Raw genomic sequence first — 20,967 nt, 5'->3', positions numbered from 1 at the left:
GTCCCGGGACCCTCAGGTGTCTTAACGTGTCGGCCAATTGAACAGCCTGCGACCGGCAGGAAACTTGCCTCAGTATCCGCTTTGCTCCCGGTCGGACGAAAAGAGCTACGACGCTTTCAAGTCACTCGGACCTGATGGGCCAACAGGACGGTTGCAAGTATAGACCGGCATGTTGGAAGCGGGGCTGGATTGGTTCTGTCGGACGTGCGAACACTCGAAAGCCCTGATGGCTCAGCCATTCATGCGGGGTGTTACCGGGGGGAGCGGCAAGTGCACCGGCAATTCTGACTTCCTGTCGGCCGCCTGGTCGGCGCATGTGCTTCAAGCCATGCATTCCCTAATGTTTCCATGACGTTTCGGATACTTCTGTTCCGGGCGCCGATCGCCCCTGGCCGGAAGGCCGGGGGCGATGTGTCCCACGTCATATTCGACGGCTTATTCGAAAGGGCGGTGCGTCATGCGTGCTGCCGCGTGAGACGCCACCGCTGGGCCCGGCTGCGCTCCGTCCAGAACGCCGCGTACCGGCCTTCCGCGTCGACGAGTTGGTCGTGCCGGCCGCGCTCCACGATCCGTCCCTCGGCGAGCAGCAGGATCTGGTCGGCAGCGGCCACGGTCTGCAGCCGGTGCGCGATGACCAGCAGCGTCCGGCCCGCGGTCAGCACGCTCAGCGCGTCCTGCACCGCCTGCTCGTTCTCCGGGTCGAGCGATGCGGTCGCCTCGTCGAGCAGCACGATCGGCGCGTCCTTCAGGATCGCGCGGGCGATGGACACCCGCTGCCGCTCGCCGCCCGAGAGCAGCGCGCCGCCCTCGCCGACCTTGGTGTCCCAGCCGTCGGGCAGCCGCTGCACGATCTCCTCGACCCTGGCCAGCCGCGCGACATCCCGGACCTCGGCGTCGGTCGCGGAGGGACGGCCGACCCGGATGTTCTCCAGGATGGTGCCCTCGAAGAGGTACACATCCTGGAACACCACCGAGATACGGGACATCAGCTCCTCGGGATCGATGTCCCGCACGTCCACACCGCCGACCCGCACCACGCCCGAGTCCACGTCCCAGAACCGCGGGATCAGCTTGCTGACCGTCGTCTTGCCGGAGCCGGAGGGACCGACCAGCGCGGTCATCGTGCCCTCCTCCATGATCAGCGAGACTCCGGACAGCACCGGCGTGCCGTCGTAGCTGAAGGAGACGTTTTCGAACTCGACCGCGTTGCCCAGCGGCACCCGCGGGTCCTCCGGCTGCGGCAGCACGGGCTCGGCCAGCAGCTCGGAGACCCGGTCGAGCGCCGCCCGCGCGGTGCGCAGCGTCGAGCCGAGCACCGCGGTCTCCGCGATCGGCTCGATGAACCGGGCGGCGAGGACCAGGATCGCCAGCAGCTTGGCCACGCCGAGCCCGCCGTCGAGGACCAGATACGTGCCGGTCACCAGGATGACCGTGAACGCCGCCTGGATCACCAGGGAGAAGCTGATCAGGCCGGGCACGCCGGTGACGAGCACCCGGCGGGACGCCTCGTACTGCGTGTTCAGCGCCTCGTCCAGGCCGCGCGATCCGGCGCTCGTGCCCCGGCCGAAGACCCGCAGGACCGGCTGGAGTTGCGCGAACTCGACGACCTTGCCGCCGGTCACGGCGTGTGCCTCGGTCCGTGCCTCGTCGGCCTTGCGGCTCAGTCCGATGCTCCACCGGTAGACCACGACGATCACCGGGATGGTGAGCGTGGCCGCCAGCGCGAGCCGCCAGTCGAAGACGTACATCAGCGCCACCACGGTGGCGGGCGTGACAAAGCTGGTCACCAGCGGCCGCAGCAGATGCGCCGGCACACCCATGATGTCCATCACGCTCTTGGTGGCGAGCTGGCCAAGCTGGCCGACCCGCTCGGGCGCGAACCAGCCGAGCGGCAGCGAGGCCACCTGGTCGCCGATCCGGTGGTGCACCGTCCTGGAGAGCGTCGCGCCCGCCTGGAATCCGATGCGCATGCTGTATTGGTACGCCGCGCAGTACAGCGCCGAGACGCCGAGCAGGACCCAGATCCAGGGCCAGACCTCGTCCGGGTCGGAGCCGAAGAGCGCTTCCAGGATCGGTACGAGCAGGGCGAACGCGACGCCTTGCAGGACCGCGCCCACCACCAGCGCGGCGAGCATCCTGCGTACGGGCCGGCCGTGCTCGGGGCCCACGACATTGAGCAGTTGCCGGATCATCAGATGTTCCCTCCCACCGGAGCGGTGCTCGCGGTCGAGACCGATGTTGACTGGTGGGGCTGCCACTGGGCGGTGCGCTCGTGGGCGTGCCACATCCGGGCGAACTTGCCGCCGCGGGCGACCAGTTCGGCGTGGGTGCCGCGCTCGACGATCCGTCCGTCCTCGAGCACCGCGATCTGGTGCGCGTCGACCACGGTCGACAGCCGGTGGGCGATCAGCAGCACGATCTTGCCGCGGGTCAGCTCCGAGAGCGCGTCCTGCACCGTGGCCTCGGACTGCGGGTCGGCGAAGGCCGCGGCCTCGTCGAGCACGATGATCGGTGTGTCCGCGAGCAGCGCCCGGGCGATCGAGACGCGCTGCGCCTGGCCGCCGGAGAACCGGGCGTCCTCGCCGATCACCGAGTCGTAGCCGCGCGGCAGCGCCTCGATCACCTCATGCACGCTGGCCGCGCGGGCCGCCGCCACCACCTCGGAGCGGTCGGCGTCGGGCCGTGCCATCCGGATGTTGTTCTCGACGGTGTCCTGTGTGAGCCGTACGTCCTGGAAGACGAACGCGACCCGGCTGTACAGGTCTTCCAGTGCCAGTTCCCTGATGTCGACGCCGCCGATGCTGATCGATCCGGCGGTCACATCGCCGAACCGCGGCAGCAGTGTGGCGAGGGTGCTCTTGCCGGAACCGGAAGGTCCGACCAGCGCGGTGACCGTGCCGGGCGTCAGCTCCAGATCGACGCCGGCGACGGCTTCCTGCTTGCCGTCGTAGGAGAACCGCACGCCCTGGTAGCTGACGTCGTGGCCGGCCGGGGTGCGCGGTGCGGCGGGCACGGGCAGTTCGTCGGCCTCCAGCACCTCGTTCACGCGCTCGGCGGCGGCCTTGGCGATCCGCAGCTCGTAGCTCGAGTAGAACAGCGACAGGATCGGCGCGGTGAGACCGATGCCGAGCAGCGCGAACGGCAGCAGGTCCACGGCGGCGATCGAGCCGTTCGTCACGAACAGCGCCCCGCCGACCAGCACCGCGACCAGCACGGCGACGGGCGAGAGCACGATCTCGGCCGCGCTCTTGGAACTGTGCGTGGAGCGCACCCAGTTGAGGAAGAAGGACGAGAAGTCGTCGGCGGCGTCGCCGAACTTCTGGTGCGCCCGGCGGGACTGGCCGAAGGTCTTCACCACGGCGATGCCCTGCACGAACTCGACCGCGCTGCTGTTGAGCCGTCCCATCGCCTTGTCGTACTCGGGCAGATGGCTCGCCATGCCGGCCATCGTGATGCTGTACAGGCTGAGGCCGATGACCAGCGGCGCGAGCGTCACCAGCGTCATCGCCCAGTCCACCCAGAAGAGGTAGGCGACCGAGACGGCCGGCACGACGGTGGCGGCGGTCATGTCGAGCATGGAGTGCGCGATCAGGTGGTGCATCGCGTCCACGTCGTCCTGCACGGCCTTCTTCACCGTGCCGGAGTTGCGGGCGGAGAACCAGCCCAGCGGCACCCGGCCGAGCCTGTCCACGATGCCGCGCCGGATGTGGCTCTGCAGTTCGTTGTCCGCGAAGTGCGAGAGCGCGCCGGCTGCCAGCAAAAAGATCAGCCGGATCAGCAGGGCGCCGGCGCCGATCGCGGTGATGGTCCATGCGTCGCTCGAACGGTCCGGCTCATTGTCGAGCAGCACCCGGCCGAGTTCGGCGATGGCGATGAAGGGCACGACGCCGGCGACCGCTGAGACGGCCTGGGCGGCGACGGCCAGCCTCAGCCTTGTCCTGATCGGGCGGAGAATCGCGCCAAGTGCGGTCTGTTCCGCGGCCATCTGGGCCTCCATGACCTCAGTTAGACGGTGTCTAATAGATGGGTTGACTGTACCTGACGTCGGGCTCCGTGCGTCAAGCGCTGTCCGCCGCCGGCGGCGGCGACAGCGGGCTGAAGTGCCGCCGCCGACCACGGCACTTCAGCCCGGGCCCTTGAGGTACGCCGGTTGTCTCCCGGCGACCCGGGGAGGGATGTCGGTCAGCCTGCGACCGGGACGCGCTCCCGGCTGGTGTCGTCCGGAATGCCGTCCGTCTCCTTGATGCCGTACTTGGAGTACAGCCGCGCCAGCGGGCCGGGAGCCCACCAACCCGCCCGTCCCATCAGCTTCATGACGGCCGGCACCAGCAGAATCCGCACCACGAACACATCGAGCAGGATCGCGATCACCATGCCGACGCCGAACAGCGTCATGGTCAGCACGCCGCTGGTCGCCATCGCCGCGAGCGGCACGCACATCAGCAGCGCGGCGCTGACGATCAGCCGCCCGATGTTCTGCAGACCAGTTGCCACCGCGGCGGTGGGGTCGCCGAGCAGGTCGTACTGCTCCCGGATCCGGGACACGAGGAACACCTCGTAGTCCATGGAGAGTCCGAAGATCAGCGCGAACAGCATGATCGGCATATTGGGTTCGATGTTCCCGGTGGAGTCGAAGCCGATCACATTCTCGAGATGCCCGTCCTGGAAGATCCAGACCAGGATGCCGAAGGTGGCCGAGAGCGACAGCAGGTTCATCGCGATCGCCTTCAGCGGCAGCAGCACCGAGCCGAAGGCCAGGAAGAGCAGGAGGTATGTCGCGACCGCGATGTACAGCAGCATCCACGGCAGCGTGTCGGCGAGCGCGTCGAGCGTGTCGTCGAACACCGCGGTCTCACCGCCGAAGGACGCCTTCGCGCCCGGCGGCAGCGGGACTTCGCGCAGATCGTTCACCAGGTCCCGCGCCTCGGTGGACACGGCCACGCCGTCGAACTTGACCGAGACCCGCGCGAACGTGCCCTCGACGCCGGAGATCTGCGCGCCCTTCGCACCGGGCACCTTGCCGAGCCGGTCGGCGTACGCCTGCAACGCGGCGCCCTGCTCCTTGGACTTGGCCTCGCCCGCCAGCGTGAGCAGCGAGTCGATCGACTTCACGCCGTCGCCGTCGAAGTCCTTCTCCAGGATGTTGTGCACCTGGCGGCCCTCGGCGCTGTTCGGCAGCTGCCGCGCGTCGTTGGCGCCGAACTCGATCCGCGCGAACGGCGCGGCCAGGGCGAGAAGCACACCGAGCGTGAGCACCGTGACGATCAACGGACGCTTCATCAGGCCGTGCGCCAGCCTGTACCAGGCCCCGTGGCCCTCGGCCTCGGCCGGCGCCTGGGCCGGCGCTTCGCGCTTGCGGCGGCGCAGTGAGAGCGCGTTCACCTTCGGACCCATCACGGCGAGCGCGGCGGGCAGCGCGATGATCGAGAAGAACACCGACAGCACGACCGCGGCGACGCCGCCGTACGCCATGGACTTCAGGAACGCGAACGGGAAGAAGGTCATGCCGAACAGGGCGACGGCGACCGTGATGCCGGAGACCACGACGGTGCGGCCGGCCGTGGCGACGGTGCGCGACAGCGCCTCCTCACCGGTCTTTCCGCGCTCCAGCTCCTCGCGGTAACGGCTCACGATCAGCAGGCCGTAGTCGATGGCCACCGCGAGACCGAGGACCGTCACGAGGCTCATCGCGAACACCGAGACATCGGTGAACTGCGCGATCACGCGCAGCACCGCCATCGATCCCAGGATGGACAGACCGCCGACGAGCAGCGGCAGGCTGGCCGCGGCCAGTCCGCCGAAGACGACGATCAGGAAGATGAAGAGCACCGGGAAGGAGAAGCCCTCGGCCATCCCGAGGTCCTTGCCGATCTCCTCGCCCGCCTGGAAGCCCGTCGGTACAGGACCGCCGCGCAGGGTCTCGAGCCCCGCCACATCCAGCTTGTCCTTGATCTTCTTGTAGGACTGTTCCTTGGCGTTGTCGTCGCCGCCGTGCAGGTTCAGCGCGACATAGGTCGCGTGCCGGTCCCGGCTGACCTGCTCCGGCATCTTGGTCATCCAGAAGTGGGCGGACCCTGTGACCACATCGCGCGGCAGGGACTCCACCTTGCCGACGATCGACTTCTGGAATGACGGGTCGTCAACTGTCTTGTCCTTGCTCCGGTAGACCACCACCGCGTCGGGCGCCCGCTGCGGGAAGGCCTTCTCCGCCAGCTGGGCCGCCTTGCGGCTCTCGGAATCCGGGTTCTCGAAGCCGCCGGGCTTCATGTCACCGAAGACGCCGACCCCGTAGACCCCGGAGAACACGGCGAACAGCAACGTGAAGATCAGCAGGGGCTTACGCCCTCGGTGAATGAAACGCCCCAACCCTTCGAACATCGCATCTCCCTAGATCGTTCGCGAGCGTCGGATGCCTGGAGCTCTGACGCTACGGCAACAGTAACAGCGTTATCAATCCCTCGCAGCGTGGAATCAAGCGCCCTGGGGCGGCTTACGGGCTGTCGAGAACGCTGTTGACCTGCGGAAATGCTGAACGAAAAATCAGGAGAGGTGTGAAGCCCGGCCGGGACGGTGCTGACAGGCGCTGATGCGGCCCGCTGTCGGCCAGCTTGCAAAACACTGTTGCGGTACATTTGACGAATGGCCCGGCTCAAGACACATGACGAAGCACTCCGTCTCAAGCTCATCAACCGCGCGGCCGCCACGGTCTTCGACCGCGGCACGGCGGCGCTGAGCCTGCGTCGGCTCGCCGCCGATGTGAAGACCTCGACCACGGCGGTCTATTCGCTGTTCGGGAACAAGGCCGGGCTGCTCGACAGCCTGTACCGGGAGGCCGCGAGGCTCTTTGTCGCACGTCTGGCCACGGTCGACCCGACGGACGATCCCGCAGCCGATGTGATCCGGCTGGGTGTGGCCTACCGCGAGTACGCGCTTGCGAATCCGCATCTGTATTCGATCATGTTCGCCGACCGGACGGTGGAGTACGAGCCGACGCCGGAGCGCAGGAGCGAGGTCGGCGCGACGATCCAGCCGCTGGTGGACGCGGTGCTCCGCGGCCAGGCGGCCGGCCAGTTCAAGACGGCGTCGCCCGAGGTCGTGGCGGTTTCCTGCTGGGGTGCGGCGCACGGTCTGGTGTCCTTGGAGCTGTCGGGGAACGAACCGCCGGGGCTGAATCTGGCGGACTGCTACGAGGCGACACTGAAGGCGGTCGTGGACGGCTGGCGTCGGGACCCGTCGGCGTAGCTTGTTTGCTGATGCGATGAGTGGCCCGGGCCGAACGGCCCGGGCCACCGCTGTCTCAGGCGAGGGCCACACCCTCGGCGAGCAGGACGCCCGCCCCTTCCCGCAGGCCCGTCCAGCGACGCAGATCCGCCGTCGTATGCAACGCGTCGACGCGCTGCGCGCCCGGGCACAGCACCAGACGGCCGATCGTCAGCGTGCCCGGTGCGTCCCGGGCGGTGTGCCGGTCCGTGGCGCGGACGATCGCCTCGACCGCCGCCGGGGCCACCGTCGGGTCCGGCGGGAACGGCACGGTCCACAGATCGGCGGGCAGCACGGGCGCGAGGCCGAGCCGCAGCCCGCCGTCCCGATCGCGGCCGGCCGTGTCGTACCGGCCCTCCGGGAAGACCACACCGGACCAGCTCAGCCAACCCGTACGCCCCGACGGCCAGTTGCCGCTCTCCTCGTCCACCACCGCCACCGGCTCGGCCGGTTCCGCTCCGTAGACCAGCGTGACCGTGGCGATGTCCGAGCCCTCCGGGTCGCGGACCGCGACGTCGACGCACCACTCGCCGTCCGTGTAGCCGCCGTGCGCCTCGCGGTGCAGCAGGAGATGGCCGTCGGTGAAGCGCAGTCCGTCCAACCTGACCTGAAGATCGCGCAGTTCGCGCAGATGGAGCAGCGGCCAGCCCTCCGGCACCACCCAGTCGCCGGCGGCCACCGCGTGTTCCAGCACGACGCTGACCGGGACGGCGGGCGCTCCGTCCACGCGCACGTCCGACAGGCACGGATGCTGCCGCGCGGTCAGCCGCGTGGTGGTGCGCAGCGAGCGGAAGATCTCGTACTCCTCGACATCGCCGAGATGGTGGTCGAGCGCATGCAGGCGCGGCAGGTCCGGATGGCCGGTGAGCATGCCGAAGCCGCGGAGCTGGCCCGGAGCCAGGACCGCGCCGATCCGGCCGAGGAACACCGCCTCGTCGGTGTGGCCGGAGGCCAGTTCCTCGGCCCAGCGGCGAGCGCCCTCCGCCGGGTCGAGCGTGGAGACGTAGCGGACGGCGGCCGAGTAGTTCGCGATGACGCCGAGGCGCTCCCAGGTCGGCCAGCACAGAGTCTGCACCGGCAGTCCGAGGTTGTCGCGCGCCCAGAAGCCGAGCCGGGCGAGGGCCTCGTTGCCCGCCGCGTAGTCGATCTGGCCGACCATGCCGCCCATCCGGCCCGCCAGCGAGCCGACATTGCTCAACAGCCGTAGCCGGTCGCGGCGTTCGGGGCGGGCGAGGATCGCGGCGACGAGGTTCGCGAAGCCGGTGACCTTGACGTCGACGGTACGCACCACCTCGTCAGCGGACTTGCGGTCGAATCGGGCCGGATCGTCGATACCGGCGTTGTGGATCACGAACTGCGGGCCTTCGCCGAGCGCGGCGAAGGCCCGCTCGACCTGCTCGGCGTCGGTGCAGTCGCAGCGCAGATAGTCGATGCGCAGACCGCTCGCCGCGGCCCCGGCGAGATTCCGGTGGACGGTGCGGTTCTCGTCCGCCCGCCGGATCTCGCGACGGGCGGCGGCCAGGTCCTTGGGCGTCCGGGCCTCGCCGAGCCGGCCGCGGCGCCAGACGGCGAACTCCTCGTCGTCCAGGGCGCTGACCTCGTCCGCCTCCGGACGCTCACCGCGGCCGGTGACGACGACCCGGCAGCCGAACGACTCGGCGAACGCGCGGGCCGCCGCGAAGCCGACACCGCGCGCACCGCCGGTGATCAGCACGGTGTCGTCGCGGCCCGGCGGGCGGTGGCCGCCGGTGAGGAGCGGCGCGGGCCGCCCGACCAGCACATGGCGCCGGCCCTCCCGGTATCCGACCTCGAAGTGCTCGGGCTGTACGTACTCACGCTCCACCGCATCGGCGATCGCCGCCGGCTCCGCGCGGTCGAGATCCACGACCACGATGCCGGCGGCCGGCAGTTCGCGCGGCAGACACTTGGCGAGGCCGGCCCAGATGCCGCCGAGCGGCTGCGGCACCGGGCCTTCGCCGTGGCCCCCGAGCCCGCCGAGGCGGGTGACCGCGAGATAGATGTGGCGGCCGAACCGGGGCTCGGCGGCCCAGCGCTGATAGGCGCAGCGGATCGCCTCGGTGGTGCGGGCGAGCGCCGACTGCCAGCCGGTGTTGCCGAGTTCGTACGTCTCGCCCATCACGTTCAGGTCGACGATGCCGTCCCAGCCGTCGCCGGCCAGAGGTGTGCCGGGGTCGGACCGTACGACCAGCGCGCCGCGTTCGCCGAGCTCGGCGGCCACCGCCCCGACCAGGTCGGCCGATTCGCCGACGAGCAGCAGCCGGCGTCCGGCGAGCGGCCGGACCGGCGCCGGGCCGGTGTGCGGAACATGGACCGGCTCCCAGATGAACCGGTCGACCGGCCGTACGAAGGCGTCCGGATCGAAGGACGACAGATGCGGCCGCACGGCGGGCCAGGCCGCCCCGGCCCCGGCGGTGGTCGTCATCGGCGTCGCTCCTCGGCCGTCACCTTGATGCCGCCCTTCGGGAACAGCGTGATGAACGCGCCGTTGCGGGCCTGCTCGCGCGCGAGCGAGAGCCGGAACCGGCCCGAGACCGCGGCGACCGTCTGCTGCAGAACAGTGAGCCCCATCTTCTTGCCGATGCACTGCCGGCGGCCGCCGCCGAACGGCAGATAGGCCGAGCGGTCCTGGGTCGGCGTATGGCCCGGCCGGAACCTCTCCGGGTCGAACCGTTCCGGGTGATCCCACTGCTCCGGGTTGTAGTGCGCGCCGTACACGGAGACCAGCAGCGGAGTACCGGCCGGAATGTGATGGTCCGCCAGTACGTCGTCCTCGATCGCCTCCCGCGTGAACTGCCAGACCGGCGGATGCATCCGCAGCCCCTCGTCCACGACCATTCCGGCGTAGGTGAGCTCGGCGAGGTCCTGCCCGGTGGGCATGCGCCCGTCCAGTACCCGGTCCGTCTCCTCCTCCAGCCGCTCGCGCGCCTCCTGGTCGCGCGCGACCTCGTACAGCGTCCACGACAGAGACAGCGCCGTGGTCTCGACCCCGGCGAGGAAGAGCGTCACCAGGTCCGCCCAGAGCGCGTCCTCCGGCAGGTCCGACTCGCGGATCAGCGTGGCCACTTCGCCGCCGATGCCGAGATCGACGTTCTGCGCGGCCTCGGCGACGACGCGTTCGAGCGTGCGCCGCGCCCTGGCCACCTTCCTGCGGTACGGGGTCGGTATGAAGGACGGGATCGCCTTGTCGAGCGAGCCCACGTTCTTGAAGATCGCCTCCAGCGCGACGGAGACCGCCTCGGCGAACTCGCCGCCGTCCTTCGACAGATCCTTGCCGACCAGGGCAAGACCCATCACCCGGCAGGTCAGCTTCATCGACTCGGTGAACAGGTCGAACTCGCGGCCCGCGCGGGCGTGTTCCGCGAAACGGCTCACCAGATCGGCCACGGCCGCGTCGGTCTCGGCGGAGCGGGCGGCGATCGCGTTCGGAGTGAAGGCGGGATTGACGACCTTGCGGTGGCCGCGCCAGTCGCCGTCGTCCAGCGTGAGCAGTCCGCGCCCCATGAACAGCTCGAACGCCTCGTAGTACGCGCCCCGCGAGTAGTTGTCGGCGTTGCTCTGCAGCACGCGCCGGATGGCGTCGGGAGCGGAGAGCTGGACGGTCGGGTTGTGCGGCAGGATCGGCAGCTTCACCACGGTGCCGTGGTTCTGCTGGGCACGGAGCGAGTAGCCCGGCGGATCGGATGCGTACGCGACTGTCGAGATCACCGGCGACGACAGCGGGAACTTCGCCGGTCCCTCGACCTGTTTGGCCCGCGCCCCGGTCACCGGGCAGACGCCGCCCTGCTGTTCGTTGTTCTCGGTCACGCTGTTGCCTCCTCGGCAGGGCGCCCGCGCTCGCGGTACTCGCCGGTGGTCTGGTTGACATGGCCGAGCACGACGCCGGTCATGTCCTTGATCTGGAGCACGACATCGCCGTCCGCGGTGACCGCCACGGCCCGGTTGTCCTCCTCGCTCTCGAGATCGAGGCGGGAGGGGAGTGAGTAGAGCTCGACCCCAGTGCCCGCGGCGGCGAGTGTGGCGTCGGTGTGGCCGCCGTACAGATCGATCCGGCGGATGGTGCGCGGCACGGCCAGCGGGGTCCAGTCGCCGTCGGTGCGGTCGAGAACCGAGACGCGGGCAAGACCGTCCAGCAGGACGGACGGCACGACGAGCGAGGAGAACCAGCGCTCGATGCCGGGCCGGTCGGGCGCGTAGCGGGCACGGCGGCCGTTGGGGTGGGTGCGGGTGTCGGCGGTGGACACGAAGACGCCGCTGAGCAGCACGGCGGGATTGGGCAGATGGTACGGGTCGGCCATGCGCCCGGCGCCCTGGTCGTCCCAGTGGTCCCAGCGCGGCGAGGCCACGGGCTCGTCGCGCAGCCGTACACGCGCGGAGAAGTGCCGGCGGTCCTTGACGAGCAGCCGCCCGTTCGGGGCGAGGACGTCGCCGGTCACCTCGATGTCGACGACGGACTCCTGCGGGCCGTGGCTGACCAGGCGGGCCTTGATGCGCTTGGTCTCGTCACGGCCGGGCTTGTAGACCCGCAGGAACGAGTCGAGCCGGATGTCCTCGAAGACGACCGGCACACGGCCCGGCACGAGGTGCATGGCGGCCTGCGCGGCGAGTTCGGGCACGAAGGTGCCGGGCAGGGTGGGGTAGCCGTTGACGACATGGTCGTGGAGATAGGCGTCGCGGTCCTGGTTGAAGGTACGGACGACGGTGAGGCGGTCGGGTGCCCTGTCGGTGATGTCATCGACGAAGAAGTCCGGAAGAGCGGCGGTCGCCGTCTCTTCGGGCGCGGCACGGCAGAAGTCGAGGTATCCGGGTACGGCGGCCTGGATGGCGGCGCGTTCCGGCTCGCCGAACAGGACGGTGACCGGGGTCTGTTCGGTCTGGTCGAGCTCGTGGAGGAAGTGGTCGACGCCCTCGGCGGTGGGCATGGCGGTGAACTGCGCGCTCTTCGCGAGGAAGGTCCGCATGATCGGCGTGGCACCGAGACCGACGTCCCGCCACAGCGTCCAGCCGATGGTGAACTCCCGTACGCCGCGGGACGCGCTGTGCAGGGCGGCGGTGTTGAAGTAGTCGTTCGCCGAGCCGTAGTCGGTCTCGCCGTTCTGCCCGGTGAAGCCGACGAACGACCCGAAGTTGCACCAGCGCCGGGGCTGCGCGCCGCTTTCGCCGAAGGCCGCCTTCAGATTGGCGTATGTGCGCACCTTGAGATCCCGGACCGTACGGAAGTCGTCGAGGCTCTTCTGGTCGACGGAGGCGGCGCGGTTGGTGCCGGCGATGTTGAGCAGCAGGTCCACGCTCCGGCCGCCGTCGGTGATCTGCCGGACGACCGCGTCCACGGCGCCGCGGTCGCGCAGATCGCACACGTGGTACGAGACGCGGCCCGGCCCGCAGATCCCTTCGAGGGTCTTGATGTTCGCCGCGACCTCACGGGCCGCGGCGAGCCGGTCGAAGGCGGCGTTGGCCTCGCGCACGGTGAGCCGGTCGGGCCCGGTCGCCGTCGTCCGCGTACGGATGAAGTCCTTGCGGCTCAGCTCGGCGTCTTCGGCCCTGTCCAGCCGGGTGGACCCGATGACATGCGTCCGCGGCCGGTCGCGCCGTGCGAGCGCGGTGAGCAGTTCGGCCCCGATTCCACGACCGCCGCCGGCGGCGACGACGGTGTACTCCGCGGAGGGCAGGGCCTGGGCTGTCCGGCTGTGTCCCGGATCCGGGGCGGCCTGCCAGAGCAGCCGGGTGCCGCGTGCGAACGAGACGACGGGCAGCAGCTGTTCGGTCACCACCTCGGCCGCCGCGTCGTCCTCGGCCGAGGCGAGATCGGTCGCGTCGTGCACGACGGCGAGCACGTTGGACTTCGGCCACTCCAGGGCCAGGCTCTTCACGAACCCGGTGAACAGTCCCGTGCACGGGTGCGGCGTGCGGTCCGCGCCGATCCCGCCGAGCACGAGGACGACGAACGACTCGGGCCGGTCGGTGAGTTCGGCACACGCCTTCGCGGTCCGGAAGAGAGCGTCGTGCAGGCTGAGCAGCCCGTCGGACGGCCCCGCGTGCGGGTCCTCGCCGGACAGATCGACGACGACGCGCACATGGCGGGGCGCTGTGCGGAGCACGGTGGTTTCTAGGGTGCTGTCGGTCGGCAGGGCGGCCCGCCCCACCGGTGCCTGACGGTTGGTCAGGATTACGGTCCCGGTGGGGAAGAGAGGCGGTACGGGCCCGTTGGCACGTGCGCTCCGGGGAGCGGCCGCGAGCCGCAGCACATGCCGGTCCAGCAGATGCGGCTCACCGGATGGGCGAGGCGGGGCCTCGGCCGGCGTACGAGCCGCGGGTGCGCGGAAGCGGACGCGGTGAACGGGACCGTCCGGCTGAACGCGACGGGTGATGTCCGTCGTCGGCGCGGGAGATCCTTGCGTGAGGAACGCGATCAGTTCACGCGCGCCCTCCGCGCCCAGCAAAGTCCTGGCGGTCATGCCGCGACGCTCCTTTCCATGACGGCCAGCACAGGCAGGCCGGCCTCCTCCGCAAGCGACCGGCGCGTGACGACGAACAGGAACGCGCCTTCGGCGGCCTGCCGGCCCGCCGTGTCGTTCCAGCCCGGCAGCGCCGTGCCGTTGACCCCGGCCACCAGCGCCACGTCGATCTCCCGGAAGTCGAGATACGAACCGGCGACGTCGAACGCCTCCAGCAGCGACGCCTCGCCCGCGTCGACCGTGATGTTCAGTCCGCGCAGGTCGAAGTAGTTGGACAGGCGGGCCGCGATCACATTGGGCATCTCGCCCGGGAACGAGTCCTCGGTCGGCGCGGCGATCAGGCCGGTGGCCCGTTCCTCCAGGCGTTGCAGGAACTTCGCCGTCGTGGCCGGTTCGTCGGCGCCCGCCACCGCGTGGCCGATCTCGTCGAGATACGCACGCGTCTTGTACAGCAGCGCGTTGCGCGTCGCGCCCGTGTGGCCGACCACGACTCCCGTGGTCTTGTGGTGTCCGAGGCACAACTCTCGTACCGGCTCGTCCAGTTGCTGCATGCAGCGCACCATCATCAGCTGCGTACGGTCCGTGGCCCGCGCGGTCGGCGGCGGCATCCGCAGCTGCTGGAACGGCGGTACGGGGTAGGTCGCTCCGAACGACGGATCGGGATCCTCGCCCGTTCCCGCCGCCCACGCCGCGACCTCCGCTGTCTCCGGGCTGCCCGGCAGATGGGACGACCAGCCGACCACGACCAGGTCCTCGTCGACCGGCGCGGGAAGTGCGGCCGGGTGGCCGGACCGGGTCGCGCGGTGGTCCTCGGAGATGATCATGTGCGCGTTGGTGCCGCCGAACCCGAAGCCGGAGACCGCGGCGCGGCGCGGCCGCTCCGCACTGGCGGGCCAGGCCACCGGGCCCTGCGGCACGGTCAGCCCCTCCGACTCGCCGACCAGAGCGTCCGGCAGTCGCTCGAAGCGGTACTGCGCCGGGATCGTGTCATGGCGCAGAGCCAGCAGCGTATGGATCACGGAGACCACGCCTGCGGCCCAACCACAGTGCCCGACGAGCGACTTGTTGGAGGTCACCAGGGTCTCGCGGTCGCCGGAGTAGCGCTGCGCGAGGCTGGTGAACTCCGCCTCGTCGCCGGCCGGCGTGCCGGTGGCGTGGGCGACGATCCAGTCCACGTCGTCCGGGCCGAGCCCACTGCGGTCGAAGGCCCGCTCGATGGCGAGCTCCTGACCGGCGCGGGCGGGAGCGTAGATGGCCTTGCCGCGGCCGTCGGCGGAGAGCCCGATGGCGGAGACGAGGCCGAGGACCTGGTCTCCGTCGGCACGGGCGCGGGAGAGCCGCTTGAGCACGACGAGCCCGGCGCCGTCGGAGAACAGCGCGCCGTCCGCACCGGCGTCCAGCGCGCGTACGGCTCCGCCCACGGAAAGGCCGTTGAGCTTGGCGAACAGGATCGACCCGCTCGGCGCGAGCGCGAACGAGCCGCCGCAGACGGCGATGTCGCTGCGCCCGGAGAGCAGATCGCGCACGCCGAGATCCATGGCGTAGAGGGAGGAGGAACAGGCGGTGTCCACCATGTGCAGCCGGGTGGCGGACGGCAGGATGCCGTCCATGGCGTCCTGTCCGATGCGGTGCGGGAGATACGACCCGGTCGGGTCGTCACCACGGCGGAACCGGCTTCGCAGCGCGTCGCCGATCGGCCCGTCGACGGCGTCGTCACCGTCCTCGGCGAGGGTGTCGAGCGCGGAGCCCAGCACGAAGGCCTCTTCGAGGTGCTGGCTCCCGTCGGGTGTGTACCCGACACAGAAAGAGAACCGGTCCTGCGGTTGCTGCCGCACACCGTCGAGGGCCTGGTAGAGGCTGTGCCGCAGCCAGAGCGCGGTGTGGTCGAGCCCGGTTCCGTCCGGCTGCTCGGCACGCAGCCGCTCGTGCGGCCGGAAGTCGGTGATGAACCCGGAACGGCGCTGATAGGTCTTGTCGGGCGCGCCGCGGTCGGCGGAGTGGAACCGGGCGATGTCCCAGCGGTCGGCGGGGGCGTCGACGAAGAGCTCGGCACCGTCGAGAAGGAGCCGCCAGAAGTCTTCGGGGGAGGAGGCGCCGGGGACGGCCATGCCCATGCCGACGACGGCGATGGGGTCGTCGGCGTTGGCGGCTTCGCCGCCGTCGTGTTGCCCGGCGGTTCGCGCGGAGCCCCGGCCGGAGCCGGCTTCGTCACGGTCCCGTGGCATGGCCGCCTCGGCGGCGTCCGCCACGCGGTGTTGCCCGGCGGTTCGCGCGGCGATCCCGGTCCCAGTCCTGGTCCGGCCGGTGGCCTCCTCCTTGGAGGCGACGGGCACGTCCGTGGCCGCGGCGTCAGCGACTGCGGCGGCCCAGGCCATCGAATGACCGTCCGACTCGGCCGCGCCTGCGACGGCGGGCACGGTGCCGTGGCGTTCTGCGGCCGGGGCGGATGCCTCAACTGCCTTGTCGCGCACGGTTTCGCCGGTCCGGTAGGGGCCGGCAGTATCCGGCCGGTCGGCACCTGCGGCCTGGGCGGCAGCCGCGGCACTCGTGCTGCTGCAGGCTTCGGCTGCTTGGCTGACGCTCTCCGCCGCACCGGCGGACGCCGTGCCGTGGCGTTCTGCCGTCGGCGCGGAAGTCTCAACTGCCTTGTCGCGCACGGTTTCGCTGGCCTGGTTTCGGCGGGGAGTATCCGGCCGGTCGGCACTTGCCGCCGGGGCGGCAGCCGCGGCTCCCGTGCCATTGCGGGCCACGGCCGCCTGGCCGGTGCCCTCCGCCGTACGGGCGGACAAGGTGGCCGCGCCTGCGACGGCGGACGCCGTGCCGGGGCGCTCGGCCGCCGGGGCGGAAGCCCCGACTGCCGCACCGGTGGAGGCGGTGGCCGCGTCTGCGGCGGCAGGCGGACCGCTTGACGCACCCGCGGACGCGGTGGCCCCGGAGGCCGCAGCCTCCGGCAGCGTGTCCGCGGGCGCGGCGCTCTGCGGGGGTGACATCGCCGAGCGCAGCAGCGTCAATCCTCCGTCCGCCAGGATCGTCTGGCCCGTGATCCAGGCCGAGCGCGGTGACGCCAGGAACAGCACGACCTCCGCCAGGTCCTCCGGGCGGCCCAGGCGGGACAAGGGGGTGGCCGAGACCGTGTTTGCGCTGACTCCTGCGAAGTCGGGGAACATCTGGCCGACCGGGTTGTCGATCAGGCCGCACGACGCCGCGTTCACGCGGACCTGGTCCTCGGCCAGTTCGGCCGCCAGGTAGCGGGTCAGGGCCTCCAGTGCCGCCTTGGAGACGCCGACCGGGAGGTAGTTCGCGGGAGTGGTGACCGCGCCCAGCGACGAGACATTGACGATCGAACCACCGGCACCCGCACCGGCACCCGCACCGCGCCCCCGCGACGCGGCGAGCAGTGGACGGGCGTAGCGGGCGCACCACAGCGGGCCCTTGACGTTGGTGGCGTACGTCCGGTCGAGGAGGTCCTCGGTGATCTCGTCGAAGGGGACGAACGAACCCGCCGCCGCGTTGTTCACCAGGATGTCGAGCCGGCCGTGCTCCTCGCCGATCTCCGCGAACATCCGCTCCACCTGCGCCGGGCGTGCCACCGACGCCCGTACGACCCGTACATCCAGTCCCCGCTCGACCAGCGCGCGCGCCTGGTCCTTCGCGGAGTCGTACGAGTGGAAGCAGTTGAGCAGCACCGTCGCGCCGCGCTCGGCGAGGCGCTCGACGATCACCCGGCCCACACTTCCGGCGCCGCCGGTCACCAGCGCGATCCGGCCGGCGAATTCGGGGCTCACTGGGTGGCTCCCGCGGCCACGAAGTCGACGACCTTGCCGAACGTGTCGTAGTCCGCCACCCGCAGGCCGGCCGGCGGAGTGCCGAGGCCGAAGCGGTCGCCGAGCCTGCTCAGGAGTTCGGTCTGCTTGACCGAGTCGACGCCGAGGTCGGCCTCCAGCAGCACGTCGTCGGTGAAGACCTCCTCGGGGTACTCCATCGCCTCGGCGTACAACGCCCGGACCTGGGCGGTCAGTTCGGCACGGTCCACAACAGCGACAGCGACAGGGGCACCCGCAGCCGCCGTCGCAACCGGCGTCTCGACAGCAACCGACACCGCCCGCGCCAGCGGGTCCCGCAGCGCATCCGCCGCCTTCGCCAGGCCCGCCTCGTCGTCCCGTCCCGCCAGCGGCGCCACCGCATGCACTCCTGGGTACGCCTCCGACACCAGCGCCGTCAGCACCCGCCCGGCCCCCGCCTCCACGAACACCCGCGCACCCGCCGCATGCAGCGCCGAGACCGCCGCGCCGAACTCGACCGGTGTCACCAGGTGCAGCGCCAGCAGCTCCGCGAGGTCGTCGCCGTCGCGGTAGAAGCGGCCGAGGATCGGCGAGTACACGGGCACGGTCAGCGGCCTGCTGCGGAACGGCGCGATGCGGACCGCCAGTTGGCGACGGGCCTCGGCCAGCAGCGGGTTGTGGAAGGGGTGCGGCGAGCGCAGCTGGGTCGCGGAGATCCCGAGCTGCCCGGCGATCGCCGCGGCCGTGGCGACCGCGTCCGCCGGGCCCGAGACGACGGCCTGGTGGGCGCTGTTGTCGACGGCGAGCACCAGCTCCGGGTGGTCGATCAGCGCCACCACCCGCTCGGCGCGGTCCCGGCCGCAGCCCAGCGCGAGCATCGCCCCGCCGCTCCGGTCGTACGCGCGCAGCACGGAGATGCGCTCGCAGAGCACGGCCGCCGCGTCCGCGAGGTCGTACGCTCCGGCGCAGGTCAGCGCGGCCAGTTCGCCGAGGCTGTGGCCGAGGTGCACGGACGCCCGCGCACCGCGTTCGGCGAGGAGGCGGTGGGTGGCGACAGCGGTGGTGAAGACGGCCAGTTGCAGCGTGTCCGGCGCGGTCTCCAGCAGGGTCGCCGGGCTCGGCGGCGTCGGCCGGAACACCGTCGAGGACACATCGCGGCCGAGCTTCTCCTTGGCGATCGCGTCGACCTCGTCGAACGTGCTGCGTACGGTGTCGTCGCCGCTCTCCCAGAGCGCGGAGAGCGTGCCCGGCCGGTAGGCGCCCTGCCCCGGGAAGAGGGCGACGCTCAGATGCAGTTCTCGGTTCATCGGTATTCCCATCGGGTCGCTTAAATGCCTGAAGTGGCTGATAAATCGGTCCGTTGCAACGCACCGGGCCGAGCGCCGTCGACCGCCACGGCCAGGACATGACGCGGTCCTGGACGCAGCAGCTCGAACTGCCAGGAACCGCCGGCGTCCGGCTGCTCGGGGTCGTGGACGGTGATGCGTTCCGCCCCGCCCGCCGCGTGGCGGGCGAAGGAGAACGCGGCGAGGCTCCGGTGCAGACCGGTGCCGAGAGCCTTCAGGTACGCCTCTTTGAGCACCCAGAGCTCACTGGTCCTGTCGATCCGTGTGGCGGGGCCGAGCGCGGCGAGTTCCGCGCGCTCGGCGTCCGCGAAGAACCGGCTGACGTAGTCGGCGGATTCGGCGGAGGCGGGCAGCCGCTCCACGTCGACTCCGCAGACCCGGCCGTGCGTGACGGCGCAGACGATCAGCCCTTCGGTGTGCGAAAGGCTGAATCGCAGACCGTCGCCGTCATCGAAGTTCGGCAGCGGTTCCGGGCGTCCGTACCTGCCCGTCGAGAACCTCCACCGGTCGAGCGGGCGGCCCGTCCGGTCGCTGAGCGCGTACCGGCACAGCAGCCGGCGGGCCAGGAACCGCCGCCGCGCCGCCCGGGTCAGCAGCCGCCCCATCCGGACCTCTTCGTCCTCGGTCAGCAGCCGCGTGCCGCCCAGCTTCTCGGCGAAGCCGTCGACGGCGTCCTCGGGCAGCAGCCACAGATGCGTCAGCTCGGCGCCTGCCACCCCTGCCACGGTCATCCCGGTCACCGGCCACCGGACGCCAGGCCTGTGCCCACCAGCCGGTGCCTCTTGAGGATGTCGTCCGCGAGCTGGAAGGCGAGGTTCAGCGACTGTTCGCGGTTGAGCCGCGGATCGCAGACCGACCGGTAGCGCGCGGGCAGATCGTCGAAGGTGAGCCCGGCGCCGACGCATTCGGCCACGTCGTCGCCGGTCAGTTCCAGATGGACGCCGCCGGGGTGCGCGCCGGCGCCGCCGATCACCTCGAAGAACCCGGTCAGTTCGTCGAGGATGTCCTCGAACCTTCGGGTCTTGTGCCCGCACGGCGCGGTGATCGTGTTGCCGTGCATCGGATCGGACACCCACGCCACCGGAAGTCCTTCGGCGGTGACCCGCTTCACCAGACCGGGCAGCACGTTGCGGATCTGCGCGGCGCCCATCCTGGCGACCAGCGTGAGCCTGCCGGGCTCGCGCTCCGGGTCCAGCCGGTCGATGAGGCGCAGCAGTTCGTCCTCGGCGATGCTCGGCCCGATCTTGACGGCGATCGGGTTGCTGATGCTCGCGAAGTACTCGACATGCGCGCCGTCCGGCTGACGCGTGCGCTCGCCGATCCACAGCAGATGGCCAGAGGTGGCGTACGGCCTGGCGGTGCGGGAGTCGACCCTGGTCAGCGCCGATTCGTAGTCCAGGAGCAGCCCTTCGTGCGACATGAACAGCTCGCCGGGAGTGTGCCAGCCGTCGGTTCCGGTGAAGCCGCCCGCCTGCTCGATGCCGGTGGCGAGCGCTTCGTACGCGTGCCGGCCGGGAGCGCCGGCCGCGAAGTGCTTGATGCGCTCCAACGCGGCGTCGGGGGCGGCGAGTTCGCCGGTGCCGAAGGCTCTGATGAGATTGAGCGTGGCGGTGGACGCGTTGTAGATCCGTACCAGCCGCTGAGGATCCGGCGTGCGCGAGGCGGCGTCGAAGGCGAACCCGTTCACCGCGTCGCCCCGGTAGACCGGCAGTTCGACGCCGTCACGGGTCTCGGTCGGCTTGGAGCGCGGCTTGGCGTACTGCCCGGCCATCCGCCCGATCGTGACGACCGGCAGCGACATCGCATAGCCGAACACCGTGGCCAGCTGCTGGATCGTGCCGGCGGTGCGGCTGATCGAGGTGGCGCTCACCGCGTCGAGTGACTCGGCGCAGTCGCCGCCCTGGACCAGGAACGCCTCGCCCCGCGCGACCGCGGCGAGCCGGCTCTTGAGCAGGTCGCACTCCCGCGGGAACACCAGCGGAAGGGCCTTGGTGAGGGTGACGACCGCCTGGTGGAGCGCGGCGGGGTCCGGCCACTGCGGCTGCTGCTGCGCGGGCAGCGCCCGCCAGCTCTGCACGGCGTGCGCGGAAGGGACATCGACCATGG

The 20,967-nt window shown here is 70.9% G+C and carries 11 protein-coding genes; 1 reads left to right on the top strand and 10 read right to left on the bottom strand.

Features of this window, described 5'->3' with window-relative positions; all coding sequences use genetic code 11:
* Positions 1 to 455: 455 nt before the first annotated feature.
* From ACH4YL_RS30910 to ACH4YL_RS30900, 3 genes are all read right to left on the bottom strand, one after another.
* Positions 456 to 2,192: an ABC transporter ATP-binding protein gene (locus tag ACH4YL_RS30910; RefSeq protein WP_398510762.1), complete on the bottom strand. Its 1,737-nt coding sequence runs from the start codon at positions 2,190 to 2,192 to the stop codon at positions 456 to 458.
* On the bottom strand, positions 2,192 to 3,985 hold the full coding sequence (locus ACH4YL_RS30905) for an ABC transporter ATP-binding protein (RefSeq protein WP_398510761.1): 1,794 nt from the start codon (positions 3,983 to 3,985) through the stop codon (positions 2,192 to 2,194). The genes ACH4YL_RS30910 and ACH4YL_RS30905 overlap by 1 nt, the downstream gene beginning before the upstream one ends.
* 197 nt (positions 3,986 to 4,182) lie before the next feature.
* The gene (locus ACH4YL_RS30900) at positions 4,183 to 6,378 is read right to left on the bottom strand and encodes an MMPL family transporter (RefSeq protein ID WP_398510760.1); all 2,196 of its coding nucleotides are present in this window, start codon (positions 6,376 to 6,378) and stop codon (positions 4,183 to 4,185) included.
* Positions 6,379 to 6,639: 261 nt separating this feature from the next.
* On the opposite strand from ACH4YL_RS30900, the gene ACH4YL_RS30895 reads away from it, so the two are divergent.
* Complete coding sequence (locus ACH4YL_RS30895; RefSeq protein WP_398510759.1) at positions 6,640 to 7,242, top strand: TetR/AcrR family transcriptional regulator; 603 nt, start codon at positions 6,640 to 6,642, stop codon at positions 7,240 to 7,242.
* A 55-nt stretch (positions 7,243 to 7,297) separates the two neighbouring features.
* On the opposite strand, the gene ACH4YL_RS30890 is transcribed toward ACH4YL_RS30895, so the two are convergent.
* Genes ACH4YL_RS30890 through ACH4YL_RS30860 form a run of 7 tightly spaced genes read right to left on the bottom strand, consistent with a single transcriptional unit; the run spans position 7,298 to position 20,965 of the window.
* Positions 7,298 to 9,703: an SDR family NAD(P)-dependent oxidoreductase gene (locus ACH4YL_RS30890; protein ID WP_398510758.1), complete on the bottom strand. Its 2,406-nt coding sequence runs from the start codon at positions 9,701 to 9,703 to the stop codon at positions 7,298 to 7,300.
* Positions 9,700 to 11,085: a cytochrome P450 gene (locus tag ACH4YL_RS30885; RefSeq protein ID WP_398510757.1), complete on the bottom strand. Its 1,386-nt coding sequence runs from the start codon at positions 11,083 to 11,085 to the stop codon at positions 9,700 to 9,702. The genes ACH4YL_RS30890 and ACH4YL_RS30885 overlap by 4 nt, the downstream gene beginning before the upstream one ends.
* Positions 11,082 to 13,733 carry a KR domain-containing protein gene (locus ACH4YL_RS30880; RefSeq protein WP_398510756.1) on the bottom strand — a complete coding sequence of 884 codons (2,652 nt, stop codon included), beginning with the start codon at positions 13,731 to 13,733 and terminating at the stop codon, positions 11,082 to 11,084. Before ACH4YL_RS30880 ends, ACH4YL_RS30885 begins: the two co-directional genes overlap by 4 nt.
* Positions 13,730 to 17,518 carry an SDR family oxidoreductase gene (locus ACH4YL_RS30875; protein WP_398510755.1) on the bottom strand — a complete coding sequence of 1,263 codons (3,789 nt, stop codon included), beginning with the start codon at positions 17,516 to 17,518 and terminating at the stop codon, positions 13,730 to 13,732. The genes ACH4YL_RS30880 and ACH4YL_RS30875 overlap by 4 nt, the downstream gene beginning before the upstream one ends.
* The gene (locus ACH4YL_RS30870) at positions 17,515 to 18,822 is read right to left on the bottom strand and encodes an acyltransferase domain-containing protein (RefSeq protein WP_398510754.1); all 1,308 of its coding nucleotides are present in this window, start codon (positions 18,820 to 18,822) and stop codon (positions 17,515 to 17,517) included. The genes ACH4YL_RS30875 and ACH4YL_RS30870 overlap by 4 nt, the downstream gene beginning before the upstream one ends.
* A gap of 20 nt (positions 18,823 to 18,842) precedes the next feature.
* Positions 18,843 to 19,592 carry a 4'-phosphopantetheinyl transferase family protein gene (locus tag ACH4YL_RS30865; protein WP_398510753.1) on the bottom strand — a complete coding sequence of 250 codons (750 nt, stop codon included), beginning with the start codon at positions 19,590 to 19,592 and terminating at the stop codon, positions 18,843 to 18,845.
* A gap of 5 nt (positions 19,593 to 19,597) precedes the next feature.
* Complete coding sequence (locus ACH4YL_RS30860) at positions 19,598 to 20,965, bottom strand: 3-deoxy-7-phosphoheptulonate synthase class II (protein ID WP_398510797.1); 1,368 nt, start codon at positions 20,963 to 20,965, stop codon at positions 19,598 to 19,600.
* Between the last annotated feature and the right edge of the window lie 2 nt (positions 20,966 to 20,967).

This window comes from Streptomyces sp. NPDC020681 (assembly GCF_044334895.1).
Lineage (GTDB): Bacteria > Actinomycetota > Actinomycetes > Streptomycetales > Streptomycetaceae > Streptomyces.
Note: the sequence above shows the minus strand (reverse complement) of the source record. Positions and strands in the feature narration are given on the sequence as shown.